This is a genomic window from Sphingomonas cellulosilytica, from assembly GCF_052321755.1.
GTDB lineage: Bacteria > Pseudomonadota > Alphaproteobacteria > Sphingomonadales > Sphingomonadaceae > Sphingomonas.
Map to the genome: position 1 here is coordinate 74,425 of NZ_JBQRTT010000004.1, position 14,655 is coordinate 89,079.

General features: G+C 69.3%; 14 protein-coding genes. 12 read left to right on the forward strand and 2 right to left on the reverse strand.

What is annotated here, in order from left to right; translation table 11 throughout:
• The first annotated feature begins 96 nt into the window (after positions 1-96).
• From ACTZQ5_RS07785 to tatC, 12 genes are all read left to right on the forward strand, one after another.
• Positions 97-1,998 carry an SPOR domain-containing protein gene (locus ACTZQ5_RS07785; protein ID WP_443584604.1) on the forward strand — a complete coding sequence of 634 codons (1,902 nt, stop codon included), beginning with the start codon at positions 97-99 and terminating at the stop codon, positions 1,996-1,998.
• Entirely contained in the window at positions 1,995-3,173 is a 1,179-nt protein-coding gene (locus ACTZQ5_RS07790) for a deoxyguanosinetriphosphate triphosphohydrolase (RefSeq protein WP_443584605.1), read from the forward strand. The genes ACTZQ5_RS07785 and ACTZQ5_RS07790 overlap by 4 nt, the downstream gene beginning before the upstream one ends.
• A gap of 421 nt (positions 3,174-3,594) precedes the next feature.
• Complete coding sequence (locus tag ACTZQ5_RS07795) at positions 3,595-5,070, forward strand: DUF1800 domain-containing protein (RefSeq protein WP_443584606.1); 1,476 nt, start codon at positions 3,595-3,597, stop codon at positions 5,068-5,070.
• Between the two features lie 2 nt (positions 5,071-5,072).
• Complete coding sequence (locus tag ACTZQ5_RS07800; RefSeq protein WP_443584607.1) at positions 5,073-6,215, forward strand: DUF1501 domain-containing protein; 1,143 nt, start codon at positions 5,073-5,075, stop codon at positions 6,213-6,215.
• Between the two features lie 56 nt (positions 6,216-6,271).
• Positions 6,272-7,996, forward strand: a complete 1,725-nt coding sequence (argS, locus tag ACTZQ5_RS07805) for an arginine--tRNA ligase (RefSeq protein ID WP_443584608.1) — start codon at positions 6,272-6,274, stop codon at positions 7,994-7,996.
• Positions 7,996-8,715 carry an SPOR domain-containing protein gene (locus ACTZQ5_RS07810; RefSeq protein ID WP_443584609.1) on the forward strand — a complete coding sequence of 240 codons (720 nt, stop codon included), beginning with the start codon at positions 7,996-7,998 and terminating at the stop codon, positions 8,713-8,715. Before argS ends, ACTZQ5_RS07810 begins: the two co-directional genes overlap by 1 nt.
• Before the next feature lie 80 nt (positions 8,716-8,795).
• Positions 8,796-9,797, forward strand: coding sequence for a glycoside hydrolase family 3 N-terminal domain-containing protein (locus ACTZQ5_RS07815; protein ID WP_443584610.1), 1,002 nt, complete (start codon positions 8,796-8,798; stop codon positions 9,795-9,797).
• A gap of 2 nt (positions 9,798-9,799) precedes the next feature.
• Positions 9,800-10,525 carry a segregation and condensation protein A gene (locus tag ACTZQ5_RS07820; RefSeq protein ID WP_443584611.1) on the forward strand — a complete coding sequence of 242 codons (726 nt, stop codon included), beginning with the start codon at positions 9,800-9,802 and terminating at the stop codon, positions 10,523-10,525.
• Positions 10,522-11,097, forward strand: a complete 576-nt coding sequence (gene scpB, locus ACTZQ5_RS07825; RefSeq protein ID WP_443584612.1) for an SMC-Scp complex subunit ScpB — start codon at positions 10,522-10,524, stop codon at positions 11,095-11,097. Before ACTZQ5_RS07820 ends, scpB begins: the two co-directional genes overlap by 4 nt.
• Positions 11,098-11,124: 27 nt before the next feature.
• The gene (locus ACTZQ5_RS07830; RefSeq protein WP_443584613.1) at positions 11,125-11,373 is read left to right on the forward strand and encodes a Sec-independent protein translocase subunit TatA; all 249 of its coding nucleotides are present in this window, start codon (positions 11,125-11,127) and stop codon (positions 11,371-11,373) included.
• Positions 11,374-11,398: 25 nt separating this feature from the next.
• Entirely contained in the window at positions 11,399-11,776 is a 378-nt protein-coding gene (tatB, locus tag ACTZQ5_RS07835; RefSeq protein WP_443584614.1) for a Sec-independent protein translocase protein TatB, read from the forward strand.
• On the forward strand, positions 11,773-12,552 hold the full coding sequence (gene tatC, locus ACTZQ5_RS07840) for a twin-arginine translocase subunit TatC (RefSeq protein WP_443584615.1): 780 nt from the start codon (positions 11,773-11,775) through the stop codon (positions 12,550-12,552). The genes tatB and tatC overlap by 4 nt, the downstream gene beginning before the upstream one ends.
• Before the next feature lie 87 nt (positions 12,553-12,639).
• On the opposite strand, the gene ACTZQ5_RS07845 is transcribed toward tatC, so the two are convergent.
• The gene (locus tag ACTZQ5_RS07845) at positions 12,640-12,774 is read right to left on the reverse strand and encodes an entericidin A/B family lipoprotein (protein ID WP_443584616.1); all 135 of its coding nucleotides are present in this window, start codon (positions 12,772-12,774) and stop codon (positions 12,640-12,642) included.
• Between the two features lie 286 nt (positions 12,775-13,060).
• Positions 13,061-14,653, reverse strand: a complete 1,593-nt coding sequence (locus tag ACTZQ5_RS07850; protein WP_443584617.1) for a sensor histidine kinase — start codon at positions 14,651-14,653, stop codon at positions 13,061-13,063.
• Between the last annotated feature and the right edge of the window lie 2 nt (positions 14,654-14,655).

The window sequence follows — 14,655 nt, forward strand, 5'->3', positions numbered from 1 at the left end:
TCTCCTTCGTCGCCGGCCAGCCTCCGTTCACCGCGCCGCGGCGGAGCGGACATTGCCGGTTCAGGGTCGCTCCGCTCTAAGATCGTCGTTACTCCCATGCGTCTCTTGATCCCCGCTGTCCTGGCGCTCGCCTGCGCGCCCGCCGCTCTTGCCGCGCAGGAGGTGGTGCAACCGCTGCCCGGCACCACCGATGCCGATCGGCTCGCCGAACAGATGCGGGCGGTCGCGGCCAACCCGCGCGACGTCACCGCGCTGCTGACCGCTGCCGACCTGTCGCTGTCGCTCGGTGATCTCAGCGGCGCCGCGTCGCTCTACGCCCGCGCCGAAAAGGTCGCGCCGAACGACCCGCGGATCAAGGCGGGGGAAGGGGCGATCCTGGTCCGCTCCGAACGACCGGGCGAGGCGCTGCGCTATTTCGCGCAGGCCGAGGCGGCGGGCTTCGACATCCGCCCCGTCGCTGCCGATCGCGGGCTGGCCTATGACCTGGTCGGGCAGCAGGAGCGGGCGCAACGCGATTATCGTCTCGCGCTGAAAACCAGGCCGGACGACGAGACGATCCGTCGCTACGCCTTGTCCCTCGGGATTTCGGGCAAGCGCGAGGCGGCGCTGGAACAGCTCGATCCGCTGCTCCGCAAGAACGACCGCAGCGCCTGGCGCATCCGCGCGTTCGTGCTGGCGATGGGCGGCGATCAGGCGGGGGCGGAAAAGATCGCCACCACCATGCTGCCCACCGGGATGGCGCAGGGGCTGCAACCGTTTTTCCGGCGGCTGCCGACGCTCGGCGCAGTGGACCGGGCCTTTGCCGTGCACTTCGGCGAAGTGCGCGCGACGCCCGAGCGGCTGGCGGATGCGCGGCTCGCCCCCGTCCTGCCGCAGCTGGCACCCGAAGCGGCACCGGTGGCGCTCGCCGCGGTCCAGCCGGCGCAACCCGACCGGCGCCGCGGCCGCACGCGGCGGGGTCGCGAGGAGGCCGCGCCTGCCGTGGCGGTGGCGGCCAACACCGCCCGCGCCGCCGCAGCGCCGTCGTATCAGGCCGCGACCGCCGCACTCGCCCGCGTCCAGCCGGTGCCGACCGAGGTGCGCGCGCCCGGCGTGACCTTCGCCAGCGCTGCGCCGGTCGTCCAGCCGCTCCCCGTAGCCAAGGAACCCGTCACCGCGGCGGTGGTGCCGACCGCCCCGCCGCGCGCCGCCGTGGCCGCAGCGACCGTCCAGCCGCTGCCCGCAACCGCCGTTACGACGCCCGCACCGGAACCGACCCGCGTTGCGTCGGCGGTGACCGCTGCGGTGGTGCCGGCGCCCGGCTTCGCCACCGCGGCGGTGGAGCCGGCAGTGCCGCCCGCACCGACCGTGGCGGCTGCACCCGCATCCTCCTTCACCGCACCGCCGTCGCGCTCGGAGGCCGATTCGGTCCTCGCACGCATCGTCGCCGGCCTGACCATCCCTGCCTCGGAACTCGGCGTCGTCGAGCCGGCACGTCCGGCGCCCGTGGTCGCGGCGCCCGCCCCGGACACCGCCGCGCGCGTCATCGCCGAAGCGAAGGCGAAGGAAGAGCGCGATGCCGCCGCCGAAAAGGCGCTCGCCGCCAAGGCCGCCGCCGACAAGCGCGCCGCCGACCGCAAGGCCGCCGCGGACAAGAAGGCGCTGGCCGCCAAGAAGCTTGCCGATGCGGAGAAGCTGGCGGAGGCCAAGGCCGCGGCCGAGGAAAAGAAGGCCGCCCGCGCCAATCCGGAACGGATCTGGGTGCAGGTCGCCGGCGGTGCGTACGAGGGCGGGTTGCCCAAGGCCTATGCGATCATGAAGGCCAAGGCGCCCGAGGTGTTCGGCAGCCGCCCTGGCTGGACGACGCCGCTGCGCGCCACCAACCGCGTGCTGACCGGCCCGTTCAAGACCGACGCGGAGGCGCGCGCCTTCGTCAACCAGCTCGCCAAGGCAGGCGTTCCCGCCTTCGCCTTCACCAGTGAGGCGGGACAGGTCGTGACGAAGCTGCCCGCCAAGTGACCGCCCGCGCACCCTGGGCCTCCGACCCGGGATCGAGCAGGGGCCGGCTCCACGAAGAGCGGACGGGCGGCGCGGGCGCCGTCGTCCGCGGCCCGCGGGACGATTTCCAGCGCGATCGTGATCGGATCATCCATTCGATCAGCTTCCGCCGGCTGCGCCACAAGACGCAGGTGTTCATGGCGCCGGACGGCGACCATTTCCGCGTCCGCCTGACCCACAGCCTCGAGGTGGCGCAGATCGGCCGTACGATCGCGCGGGTGCTCGGCCTGAACGAGGACCTGACCGAGGCGCTCTGCCTCGCGCATGACATCGGCCACCCGCCCTTCGGCCATGCCGGGGAGGATGCGCTGAAGGCGGCGCTCGCCGATGCGGGCGGCTTCGACCACAACGGGCATACGCTGCGCACGCTGACCCATATCGAGCGGCCCTATCCGCGCTGGAACGGGCTCAACCTGACATGGGAAACGCTGGAGGGGCTGGCCAAGCACAACGGGCCGGTGCGCCATCCCGGCTGGGCGCTGCGCGAGGCGGATGCGGCCTTCCCCCTCGATCTTGCGAGCCATGCGAGCCTCGAAGCGCAAGTCGCTGCGATCGCGGACGATATCGCCTACGACAATCACGATATCGATGACGGGTTGCGGGCCGGGCTGCTGACGCTCGACCAGTTGCTCGCGGTGCCGATCGTCGCGCGTGGCTGGGAAGGGGCGTGCGTGCGCTTCCCCGATGTCGCGCCCAAGCGCCTCGCGAGCGAACTGGTGCGCAGCCAGATCGGCACCATGGTCAACGACCTGATCGAGGAGACGCGCCGTCGCATCGCCGCCTCCGGCGTCGCCAGCGCCGACGACGTGCGGCAGGCGGGGCAGGCGCTGTGCGGGTTCTCGCCGCAGATGCGCGAGGAGGAGCGCGACCTCAAGCGCTTCATGTACGCCAATCTCTATCATCACCCGCGCCAGCTCGCCGCGGCGGACGCGGCGCACGGCATCGTCAGCGGCCTGTTTGCCGCCTATCGCGCCGATCCCCGCCTGATGAGCGCCGACTGGGCGGAGGACGTTCCCGCCGACGAACCTGGCCGCAGCCGCCACATCGCCGACTTCATCGCCGGCATGACCGACCGCTACGCCATCGCCCGCTATCGCGAAATCGTCGGTCCGATCGACCTGCCCGAGGGGTTCTAGGGCCGATCGACCTTCAAGATGAGGGCTCCTCCTTCATCCTGCCCCGCCAGGCCGGGCTGTCGCATAGGGGCTGTCCGATCCGGGGATGTTCTTCAATCCCCCGTCATGCCGGACTCGGTCCGGCATCCACCGCGCCGCATACCCATACGCTGTTGGTTTTGCCGCACGGTGGACCCCGGACCAAGTCCGGGGTGACGAAGAATATCGGGATGGCATGCCCCTTCCCGAAGCCGCCAGCCATCATCGCCATATGCGATAGCCGTGCCCTGGCGAGGGCAGGTCGAATGTCGCTCAGCCGTAGGCCAAGAGGACTTGAGCCGGGCGGACCGCGGGTCATCACCCGTTCAGGTCCGCATCCTCATGATGTCCTTGCAATCCCGGCTTATAGCCGGTGGCGTTCCGGGAGAGAGAGGAGCGTCCTGTGTCCGAAGCTGCCGTCGCGTTGAACCGATTCGGGCTTGGTGCCCGGCCCGGTGATCCACCGCCTGCCAATCCGCGCCGCTGGCTGGCGGAGCAGTTGACACGCTATCAGCCGCATCCCCCGGCGCTCGACGCCGCGCCGAGCAGCGCCACCGTGGCGCTCGACATCCTCGCCTATCGCGCCGAGCGGCGGATGAACCGGATGCAGAAGGCGGCGTCGGCGGGGGGCGATGCGACGATGGCACCTGCCATGACGGCGGCACCGGCTATGCCCCAGGTCGCAAAGACGCCGCTGCCCAACGGCGATCCGCCCAACCCCGCTGCCAGGAAGCTCAACCGCGAGGACTATAATGCGCTGATCGCCGCACGTGCGCAGCTGGCGGTGGCGAGCGACACGCCGTTCGCCGAACGGCTGGTGCATTTCTGGGCCAACCATTTCGCCGTGTCTGCCGACAAGGCAGAGCTTAACGGCCTCGCCGGTACGCTGGAGATGGAGGCGATCCGCCCGCATCTGACGGGGCGGTTCAGCGACATGCTGTTCGCGGTGGAGCGGCATCCGGCGATGCTGCTGTATCTCGATCAGTCGGTGTCGATCGGGCCTGCCAGCCCCCTTGGCGCGCGGATCACCGCGCGGGGGCAGCGCAAGGTCGGCCTCAACGAAAATCTGGCGCGGGAGATCATGGAGCTCCACACCTTGGGCGTGCGCACCGGCTACAGCCAGAGCGACGTGACCGAATTCGCGCGTGCGATGACCGGCTGGACGGTCGGCGGCATCGGCGGCGGGCCGGCGGGGCGCTTTTCGAGCGCAGCGCCGCCCGGCAGCTTCGTCTTCGTCGATCAGGTGCACGAGCCGGGCGCCCGCACGATCCTCGGCAAGACCTATCCGGCCGGCGGCCGCGAGCAGGCTGATGCGGTGCTCGCCGACTTCGCGGTCCATCCGGCGACCGCGCATCACGTCGCGACCAAGCTGGCCCGGCATTTCGCCGGCGATACGCCGCCGCCGGCGATGGTGGCACGGCTGGAAGGAGCCTTCCGCCACTCGGGCGGCGATCTGCCGACGGTCTATGCCGCGCTGATCGCCTCGCCGGAAGCGTGGGTGCCGCAACCGGTCAAGTTCAAGACGCCGTGGGAATGGTCGGTATCCGCCTGGCGCGCGCTGGGAGGCAGTGCCTTCCAGCCGGCTTCGGCGCAGGGCTTGATGAACCAGCTCGGCCAGCCGGTCTGGAAGCCGGGGCAGCCGATCGGCTGGGACGATACCGCCCCCAGTTGGGCGGGGCCCGATGCGGTGATGCGCCGGGTCGAGGCGGCACAGCGCTTTGCCGCGCGTGCGACGGCAGGCACCGACGCCCGCGCGCTCGCCGATCGCCTGTTCCCCGAGGCGGTGTCGGCGGGCACCACGCAGGCGCTGCAACGCGCCGAAAGCCCGAACCAGGCGCTGGCGCTGCTGCTCGTCTCGCCCGAAATGATGCGGAGATAGTGATGGACCGTCGATCCTTCCTGCGCGGGGCGGGCACGCTCGGCGTGCTCGGCGGCTTCGCCCCCAGGCTCGCGTTCGCCAAAGCCGCGACGGCGCGGCGCTTCGTCTTCATCATCCAGCGTGGCGCGGCCGACGGACTCGGCATCGTCGGGCCGGTCGGCGATCCGGCCTTCGTCGGCGCGCGCGGTGACCTCGCCGCCGATGTCGCGGCGGGAACGAAGCTCGACGCTATGTTCGCGCTGCACCCTGCGCTTGCCACCACCGCCGGCTTGTTCAGGCAGGGGCAGGCCTTGTTCGCCCATGCCGTCGCCTCGCCCTATCGCGACCGGTCGCATTTCGACGGCCAGAACGTGCTGGAGACGGGCGGGGTCAGCGCCTACCAGTTGCGCGACGGCTGGATGAACCGGCTGCTCGGGCTGGTGCCGAGCGAGGATGCGCATGCCATCGCGGTGGCGGCGACGGTGCCCATGGCGCTACGCGGCCGGCGCGAGGTGGCGAGCTACGCCCCTTCGGCATTGCCCCAGGCGTCCGACGACCTGCTCGCCCGCGTCACGCAATTGTACCAGGGCGATGCGCAACTCCACGCCTTGTGGGACGAGGCGCTCGCCACCCGCCAGCTGACCGGCGACCTTGTCGACAAGGACGCGCGCAACACCGGTACGCTCGCTGCAAGGCTGTTGCGCCCCGCCAATGGCGCGCGGATCGCGACGATCGAAACCGGCGGCTGGGACACGCATGCCGGCCAGCGCGGCCGGCTGGCGGCGCAGCTGAAGGCGCTCGACGCCATGATCTGCGCGTTGCAGGCGGGCCTCGGCCCGGTGTGGGACGATACCCTGGTGCTGGTCGCGACCGAATTCGGCCGCACCGTCGCGGTCAACGGCACCAACGGTACCGACCATGGCACCGGCACGGCGACGATGCTGCTCGGTGGAGCCGTGAAGGGTGGCCGCGTCATGGCCGATTGGCCGGGCCTTGCCCAGGCGAACCTCTACGAGGCGCGCGATCTCAAGCCGACCACGCCGCTCGACGCGCTGATCGGCGGCGCGGTGGCGGAGCATTTCGCCGTCGATCCGGCGCGGGCGATGGCGGCCTTGTTCCCGGCAAGCGCAAAGACCGCGGCGATCGAGGGGCTGATGCGCGCCTGATTTGAACCGGCCCCCGTCTTGCGTTAGAGCGCGGCGCCTTTGCCGAACGGACGCTGATGACGCTTTACACCCGCTTTGCCGCGCATGTCGCGACGGCTCTCGATACGCTGGTCGCCGCCGGCACGCTGCCGGAAGGGCTCGACCGCCGCAACGTCACCGTCGAGCCGCCGCGCGATGCCTCCCACGGCGACCTCGCGACCAACGCGGCGATGGTGCTCGCCAAGCCGGCCGGCACCAATCCGCGCGCGCTCGCCGAGGCGCTGGCCGCGGAACTGGGCAAGCTCGACGAGGTGGCGGGCGTCGGCGTCGCCGGTCCGGGCTTCATCAACCTGACGCTGACCGACGCCGCATGGCGCGGCGAGCTGGCGCAGATCACCGCGGCGGGCGATGCCTACGGTCGCTCGACGCTGGGCGAGGGCGTCACCGTCAACGTCGAATATGTCTCCGCCAACCCGACCGGCCCGATGCATATGGGCCATTGCCGCGGCGCGGTGGTCGGCGACGCGCTCGCCAGCCTGCTCGAATTCGCCGGGCACCGGGTGATCCGCGAATATTACGTCAACGACGCCGGTGGGCAGGTCGACGTGCTCGCCCGCTCGGTGCACCTGCGCTACCGCGAAGCGTTGGGTGAGAGCGTCGCCATTCCGGAGGGGCTGTACCCCGGCGACTATCTGGCGCCGGTCGGCGCCGCCCTCGCTGCCGAGTTCGGCGATCGCTACGTCGCTGCACCGGAGAGCGAATGGCTGGCGTTGTTCCGCACCCGTGCCGTCGCGGCGATGCTGGTGATGATCAAGGACGACCTCGCACTCCTCGGCATCCACCACGACCTGTTCTCGTCGGAAGCGGAATTGCAGGCGGCGGGCAAGCCCGAGGCGGCCGAGGCGGAATTGCGCGCGCGCGGCCTCGTCTATGACGGCGTGCTCGAAGCGCCCAAGGGCGAGTCGCCCGAGGACTGGGAGCCCGTCGAGCTGCCGCTGTTCCGCTCCACCGCCTTCGGAGACGATCAGGATCGGCCGATCAGGAAGTCGAACGGCCAATGGACCTATTTCGGCGCGGACCTCGCCTACCATTTCCAGAAGAGCCAGTCCGCCGACCAGCTGATCGATATCTGGGGCGCCGACCATGCCGGCACCGTCAAGCGTATCGTCGCCGCCGTCGCCGCGCTGACCGGCGGCAAGACGCGGTTCGACGTCAAGCTCGTCCAGATGGTGCGGCTGCTGCGTGGCGGCGAGCCGGTGAAGATGTCGAAGCGAGCCGGCAACTTCGTGACGCTTGCCGATGTGGTGCGTGAGGTCGGCAAGGACGTGGTCCGCTTCACCATGCTGACCCGGCGTTCCGACGCGCAAATGGACTTCGATTTCGCCAAAGTGGTCGAGGCGTCGAAGGACAATCCCGTATTCTACGTCCAATACGCCCACGCCCGCATCTCCTCTCTCCACCGGCGTGCCGCCGAGGCGGGCATTGCCGCAGGGGGTGCCGACTTGTCCCGGCTTGATACGGAGGAACTGGCGCTGGTGAAGCTCGCCGCCCAGTTCCCGCGGGTGGTCGAAACTGCGGCAACGGCGCGTGAACCGCATAGAATTGCATTTTATCTCTATGACCTGGCTGCGGCCTTTCATGCGCAATGGAATGTCGGTAACGATCGGCCGGACCGGCGTTTCCTGATCGTCGAGGATCATGATGCGACTCGTGCGCGTCTGTTCTTGGCGACCGCGATCGCGCAGATTATCCGTAACGGGCTCAGCATCATGGGCGTGGTTGCGGTTTCGGAGATGAAGTGATGGCGGACGACAGGGATCTGCGCGAAGAGGATCGCCTGCCTTGGCTCGAAACCGTCGAGCCGGACGAGGAACGCGGTGCGCCCGTCGGCAAGGTCCTGGGCTTCGTCGTGCTCGGCCTCGCCGCGCTCGCCGCGATCATCTTCGGCATCTACAAGCTGCAGACGCGGCAGAGCGCCGATGGCCAGCTGATCGCCGCGCAACAGGGCGACTACAAGGTGCGGCCGGACGATCCCGGCGGCCTGAAGGTGAAGGGCGAGGGCGATGCCGCCATCGCGACCAGCGCCGGCAAATCGGGCAGCGGCTCGATCGACCTCAACGCGGTGCCGGAAAAGCCGATCGACGGCCGCCGTGTCGTGCCGACCGCCAAGCCCTCGTCGACCGGCGGCAGCAACGCCGTCGCGCAGGTGCCGGCCTCGGGCGGTCGCCTCGTCGCGGCGCAGCCGGTCACCGTCCAGCGCAGTGCCGCGCCGGGTGCCGCCAGCGGCGGCGCGCTCGTCCAGCTCGGCGCCTATCCGAGCGAAGCGGTCGCCAAGTCGTCCTGGGCCGGTTTCGCCAAGCGGTTCAGCTATCTCGCGCCGCTCGGCCAGTCGATCCAGCCGGTCGCCACCGGTGGTCGCACCCTGTACCGCCTACGCGTCAACGCCGGCAGCGCCAATCAGGCCGCCGACATCTGCGGTCGCCTCCGCGTCGCGGGCGAAAGCTGCTTCGTCGCGAGTTGAGGGGGCGCCGGGGCTTTCCGATCGTGATGCCGCCGGCCTAAGCCGTTTCCAGCCACGCCATCATGCTCTAATCCGGCGGTATGAAGCCTGTCATCTTCGGCACCGCCGGCCTTGCGCTTACCCCCGACGAACGCGCCTTCTTCGCCGACGCGGAGCCGGCCGGCTACATCCTGTTCAAGCGCAACATCCGCGATCGTGAACAGGTGCGTGCGCTGACCGACTCGCTGCGCGATCTGTCGGGGCGCGACGACCTGCCGATCCTGATCGATCAGGAAGGCGGGCGTGTCGCCCGGATGGGGCCGCCGGAATGGCCCGCCTTTCCTGCCGGCCCCGCGTTCGCCGCGCTCTACGAGCGGGCGCCGATGTCCGCGATCCAGGCGATGCGGGCCAACGGTCAGGCGCTGGGGCTGATGCTGGCGGAGGTCGGGATTACCGTCGATTGCGCGCCGCTGCTCGACGTGGCGCAGCCCGACACGACGGAGGCGGTCGCATGCCGCGCCTATGGCGGCGAGCCGATGCAGGTCGCCGCGCTGGGCCGCGCGATGCTGGAAGGGCTGGCAGAAGGCGGCGTGGTCGGTGTGGTCAAGCACATGCCCGGCCACGGCCGCGCGCAGGTGGACAGCCATCACCTGCTGCCCACCGTCACCGCAAGCGCGGAAGACCTCGCGATCGATCTCGAACCGTTCCGCACGCTGGCGCATGCGCCGATGGGCATGACCTCGCACATCGTGTTCGAGGCATGGGATCGCGCGCGTCCGGCGACGCTCTCGCCGATCGTCATCGACAGCGTGATCCGGGGCGCCATCGGCTTCGACGGACTGCTGATGACCGACGATATCGACATGAAGGCCCTGTCGGGAACCGCGGCAGAGAAAGCGGCCGGGGCGATCGCCGCCGGTTGCGACCTCGTGCTCGACTGCTGGGCACGCATGGACGAGATGGTGGCGATCGCCGCAGCGCTCGGGACGATCGCCGATGCCTCCCGCGCGCGGCTCGATCGGGCCATGGCCGGCCGCGGCGCGCCGCAAGGCGATTTCGCGGATCTCGTCGCGCGCCGCGATGCATTCCTCGCCCTCGCCTGACGGTGTCGCAACCCGAACAACTGACGCTCGATCTGGAGGGTTGGGAAGGGCCGCTCGACCTGCTGTTGACGCTGGCTCGCGCGCAGAAGGTGGATCTGCGTCATATCTCCATCCTGGCGCTGGTCGAGCAATATCTCCGCTATATCCACCAGCGGCAGACGCTCGCGCTGGAGGTGGCGGCCGATTATCTGGTGATGGCGGCATGGCTCGCCTACCTGAAGTCGGCGCTGTTGCTGCCCCGCGCCGCAGAGGATGAGCCAGATCCCGAGGAGATGGCGATGCGCCTGCAACGCCGGCTGGAACGGCTTGCGGCGATGCGGGAAGCCGGTGCACGCTTGATGGCGCGGGACCGGCTGGGGCGCGACGTGTTCGCCCGCCCGAATCCGGAAGGTTTGCGGACGTTGCGCCGATCGCAATGGCAGGCGGAGATCTACGACCTGATCGCCGCTTACGGACAGATCAACGCCCGCAATCGGCCGGTGATGCACGTCGTCGCCGACCGGGAGGTGATGACGCTGGAGGCGGCGCTGGAGCGCGTTTCGCGGCTGGTCGGCACGCGGATCGACTGGTCGGTGCTGGAGAGTTTCCTGCCCGACGGATCGGGGCGGTTGCGCAAGTCCGCGCTGGCATCGTCGTTCCTCGCGGCGCTCGAACTCGCCAAGCAGGGGCGGGTGGAACTGCGCCAGCATGCCCCGTTCGCGCCCTTGTACGTGAAGGCGCTGCGGTGACCCCGCCGGACGACGGCGTGCGGGCGGTGGAGGCGGTGTTGTTTGCGGCCGCCGAGCCGCTCACGATCGATTCGATCCGCGCGCATGTCGGCGGGGTCGACGTCCGCGCCGCGCTGGCGCGGCTGGTGGAGGATTATGCGGGCAGGGGCATCGCCCTCGTCTGCCGCGGCGACCGCTGGCATTTCGAAACCGCACCGGACCTCGCGCATCTGTTGCGGCGGAATCGCGAAGAGGTGCGGCGGCTGAGTCGGGCGGGGATCGAGACGCTGGCAATTATCGCCTATCACGAACCCGTCACCCGCGCCGAGATCGAGGCGATCCGCGGCGTGCAGACGGGCAAGGGCACGCTCGACGTGCTGATGGAGGCCGGCTGGGTTCGTCCGGCCGGTCGCCGCGAGGTGCCGGGGCGGCCGCTGACCTATGCGACGACGCCGGGTTTCCTCGCGCACTTCGGCCTGGCCAGCCGCCGGGACCTGCCGGGAATCGACGACCTGCGGGTCGCCGGGCTGCTCGATCCGGTGGACATGACGATGACAGCTTTGGAGGTGGAAACCGACGGCGATACCGACTAGATGGGACGGTATTCTAGGAGATATGCCATGGGCAGCTTCAGCCCGATCCATCTGCTCGTCCTCGCCGTCGTCGCGATCCTGCTGCTCGGTGGCGGTCGCTTCTCGAACCTGATGGGCGACGTCGCCAAGGGCGTGAAGAACTTCAAGAAGGGCATGGCCGAGGAGGACGACGCGTCCGCCAAGCCCGCGCCGCGCATCGAAGCCAAGAAGACCGCCGATCCGGCCTTCGATCGCGATGGCAATCGCGTGCGCGATAGCATCGGCGACGACCGTTAACGCCTGACGATCAGAAGGCGCCCGCGTGCTCGATATCGCGCCGTCCGAATTCCTGCTGGTCGCCTTCGTGGCGCTGGTGGTGATCGGGCCCAAGGACCTGCCGAAAGCCATGCGTGTCGTCGGCTATTGGGTCGGCAAGGCGCGCGGCGTCGCGCGCTCCTTCCGCCAGGGCTTCGACAACATGGTCCGCGAGGCCGAGTTGGAGGAGATGGAGAAGCGCTGGGCCGCGGAGAATGCGCGCATCATGGCCGAACATCCCGCCACGTCGGATGCGGAGTCGCAGGCTGCAGCCGAACCGGTGCCGGCCGAGGACGAGGCACCACCGGTGATGGTGGAGAAGCCCGTCGTCGCGCCGGCCCCCGAGCATCACCCCGCACCGCGCCCCGATAGTACGCCGTCATGACCGACGACCAGAACGAGATCGACGCCAGCCGGGCGCCGTTGCTGGATCACCTGATCGAATTGCGTCGGCGGCTGCTGTACTGCATCGCCGCGCTCATCGTGGCGTTCGGCGTCAGCTATTATTTCGCCGAGAATATTTTCGCTTTCCTCGTCCAGCCGCTGCTATCGGCGGGGCAGAAGACGCTGATCTACACGCAGATCTTCGAGGCGTTTTTCGTCAAGGTGAAGGTCGCGTTCTTCGCGGCGATGATGATCGCGTTTCCGGTGATCGCCAACCAGCTGTGGCAGTTCGTCGCGCCGGGCCTGTACCGCAAGGAGAAGCGCGCGCTGCTGCCGTTCCTGCTGGCGACGCCCATCCTCTTCGTCGCCGGCGCGGCGCTGGCCTATTACATGGCCATCCCCATGGCGCTGCACTTCCTGCTGAGCTTTCAGGGGAATATCGGCGGGGTGCAGCAGGAGGCGTTGCCGGGCATCGGCAACTACCTGTCGTTCGTCATGCAGTTCCTGTTCGCCTTCGGTCTCGCCTTCCTGCTGCCGGTGCTGCTGATGCTGCTGGAGCGGGCGGGCATCGTGACGCGCAAGCAGCTGATCGGGGCGCGCCGCTACGCGATCGTCGGCGCGACGGCGATCGCCGCGGTGCTGACCCCGCCCGACCTGATGAGCCAGGTGCTGCTCGCGGTGCCGCTGATCGTGCTGTACGAGCTGGCAATCATCGGCATCTGGTTCACCGAGCGCAAGCGGTCCAAGGAAGCCGGCACCGACATCGTCGAGGCCTGAAGCCACGGAGGGTGAACACGAAAAAAAGGCCTCGCTCTCGATGGAGAGCGAGGCCTTTTTCGTTCAGCCGATCGGGCTGCGCCCGTTTTACTTGGCGTCGTCGGCGGTCTTCGCGACGGTCTTGCCGGCCGAGCTCACGTCCTTGCCGACGCCTTCGACGGTGTTGCACGCGCTGACCATCAGCGCACCTGCCACGACGACCAATCCGAGAACCTTACGCATAGAACCTCCTGAGCATGAATGCCGGGGATGAAATGTTCGATTGGGCCGTTTCGTTCCGGCTGCGCAATGCCTGGCGCCGACAAAGAAACGAAGATGGCTGAAGACGTTAAAGGCCCGGAAGCATCACCGGGGGGGGGAGGGGTGGATGCTTCCGGGCCTATGTCGTGGATCGCGAGAGCGGGGGGGCATAAGGTCGCGATCCGTACTGCATAACCCTGCCCCCGATGTTCGGTTCCCGCAGCAGATGCGAAATTCGCGAAATTTTTTACGGGCTTTTCCGAGGGTGTCAGTCGCGACCGAGAACGGCGATGGCGATCTCGTACGCGCCCGTCATCGGATCGTGATGCAGCGGCGCGCGCAGCTGACGCGACAAGCCCTCGATAACCCGCCCGTAACGGGTGGAGAGAAGCTTCTCCAGCGTCTCGCTCTCGACGAAGGCGCGGGACACGACGCGCAGCTTGGCCTTCTTGTCGTCATCGCCCGGCTTGATCGCGACGCGGATTTGCGCAGCCGGATCGGCGGTCATTGCAAGTTCGATCGTCTCGGTAACGAGGAAGGCGACGGCGACGGCGACGTCCTGGTTGACGAGGTAGGGATCGATATCGAGCGCGATCGACAGGCTGGTCGCGCCCTCCGGCGCCGTGGCGCGGATGTTGGAGGCGAGTTCGCCGATCACCGATCGCAGGTTGAGGCCGCGGTTATCCTCCATCTCGGCGAAATGGTTGCGGTGGACGACGGCGAGCGCATCGACGCGGCGTTGGATAGAAGCATAGGCGGCGCTGGCGTCCGCGCTGGGCGCCCCGCGCGCGTGGAAGTTGATGAGGCTGGAGATGACCTGAAGGTTGTTCTTGACCCGGTGGTGGACCTCGCGCGTCAGCTTGGTCTGCCGGACGACCGCCTCGGCGAGGCCGGCCTCGTGCAGCGCGACGGTGCGGCTGATCGCGCGGAAGGTGTCGCCGAGTTCGCGGATTTCCTGGGCGGGCAGCGGGCCGAGCTTGCCCGGATCGATCACCTCGCCCGGGGTATAGGAGGCGACGCTGGCGCGCAGCCGGCGCAGCGGCCGGATCAGCAGGCGATCGACGATGAACCACGACAGTCCCGCGGCGGCCGCCCACATCAGCAGCGGCAGCAGCAGCGCGACGAGGAAGGACGAGGTGATTGGCGCACTGCGAATGCTGGTCCGCAAGGCGAGGCCGCCGAGGCCGAGGTCCGTCTCCACCGTCTCCACCCTGTCCAGCGGCCCCAGGTCCGGGATGCTGGCGAGGTCGAGCGTGTCGTCGCCATGCACCAGCGCGCTGGCGAGCGGGATCGCCCGGCTGGACGGCGCGGCGAGGCGGGCGAGAAAAGCCTGCGGGAAGAACACGCGTGCGCTAGGGCCGCGACGGGGGCCGGCGATCGACAGGATCAGCCCGCGCTCCGGCACGATCGCGGCGCCGACCGCGGTGCTGGAATCGAGTGCTGCGCCGCCATCGAAGGCTTCGCCGCAGAGCAGGCGGCCATTGCGGTCGACGATCGAGAAGCGCGTGCCGGTGGTCGCCTGCTGCGCGAACACGCCCTGGGCACGTGCGCAGCTCGGCGCGTCGGCGGCATCGACCTGCAACGCGTTCACCGCGACGCGCAGCGCGGTCATGTCGCCGATCAGCTCGATGGCGATGCTGCGTGCGCTTTCATTGGCGGCGATGCGCAGCCGTGCGCGCGCTTCGGCATCGGCGGTGCGGCCGGTCTGCAATGTCGCGCCGATCGCGATCAGCGCCAGCAGCAGCAGCGCGATGCTGAGCGTGATGAACAGCTTGGCGCCGGTCGGCAGGCGGGAGAGCGCGGACACGGGCGCCATCGCCGCGCGTCGCGTATGGGAGGCGGCGTCGAAGGTGGAGGCCATGC

What these genes read in the sequence shown, in the direction of transcription:
- ACTZQ5_RS07815 (WP_443584610.1), top strand. Translation starts at nt 8,796, where the DNA reads ATGAAGCCTGTCATCTTCGGCACCGCCGGCCTTGCGCTTACCCCCGAC.
- tatC (WP_443584615.1), top strand. Translation starts at nt 11,773, where the DNA reads ATGACCGACGACCAGAACGAGATCGACGCCAGCCGGGCGCCGTTGCTG.
- ACTZQ5_RS07785 (WP_443584604.1), top strand. Translation starts at nt 97, where the DNA reads ATGCGTCTCTTGATCCCCGCTGTCCTGGCGCTCGCCTGCGCGCCCGCC.
- ACTZQ5_RS07850 (WP_443584617.1), bottom strand. Translation starts at nt 14,653, where the DNA reads ATGGCCTCCACCTTCGACGCCGCCTCCCATACGCGACGCGCGGCGATG.
- ACTZQ5_RS07845 (WP_443584616.1), bottom strand. Translation starts at nt 12,774, where the DNA reads ATGCGTAAGGTTCTCGGATTGGTCGTCGTGGCAGGTGCGCTGATGGTC.
- ACTZQ5_RS07810 (WP_443584609.1), top strand. Translation starts at nt 7,996, where the DNA reads ATGGCGGACGACAGGGATCTGCGCGAAGAGGATCGCCTGCCTTGGCTC.
- ACTZQ5_RS07830 (WP_443584613.1), top strand. Translation starts at nt 11,125, where the DNA reads ATGGGCAGCTTCAGCCCGATCCATCTGCTCGTCCTCGCCGTCGTCGCG.
- ACTZQ5_RS07800 (WP_443584607.1), top strand. Translation starts at nt 5,073, where the DNA reads ATGGACCGTCGATCCTTCCTGCGCGGGGCGGGCACGCTCGGCGTGCTC.
- argS (WP_443584608.1), top strand. Translation starts at nt 6,272, where the DNA reads ATGACGCTTTACACCCGCTTTGCCGCGCATGTCGCGACGGCTCTCGAT.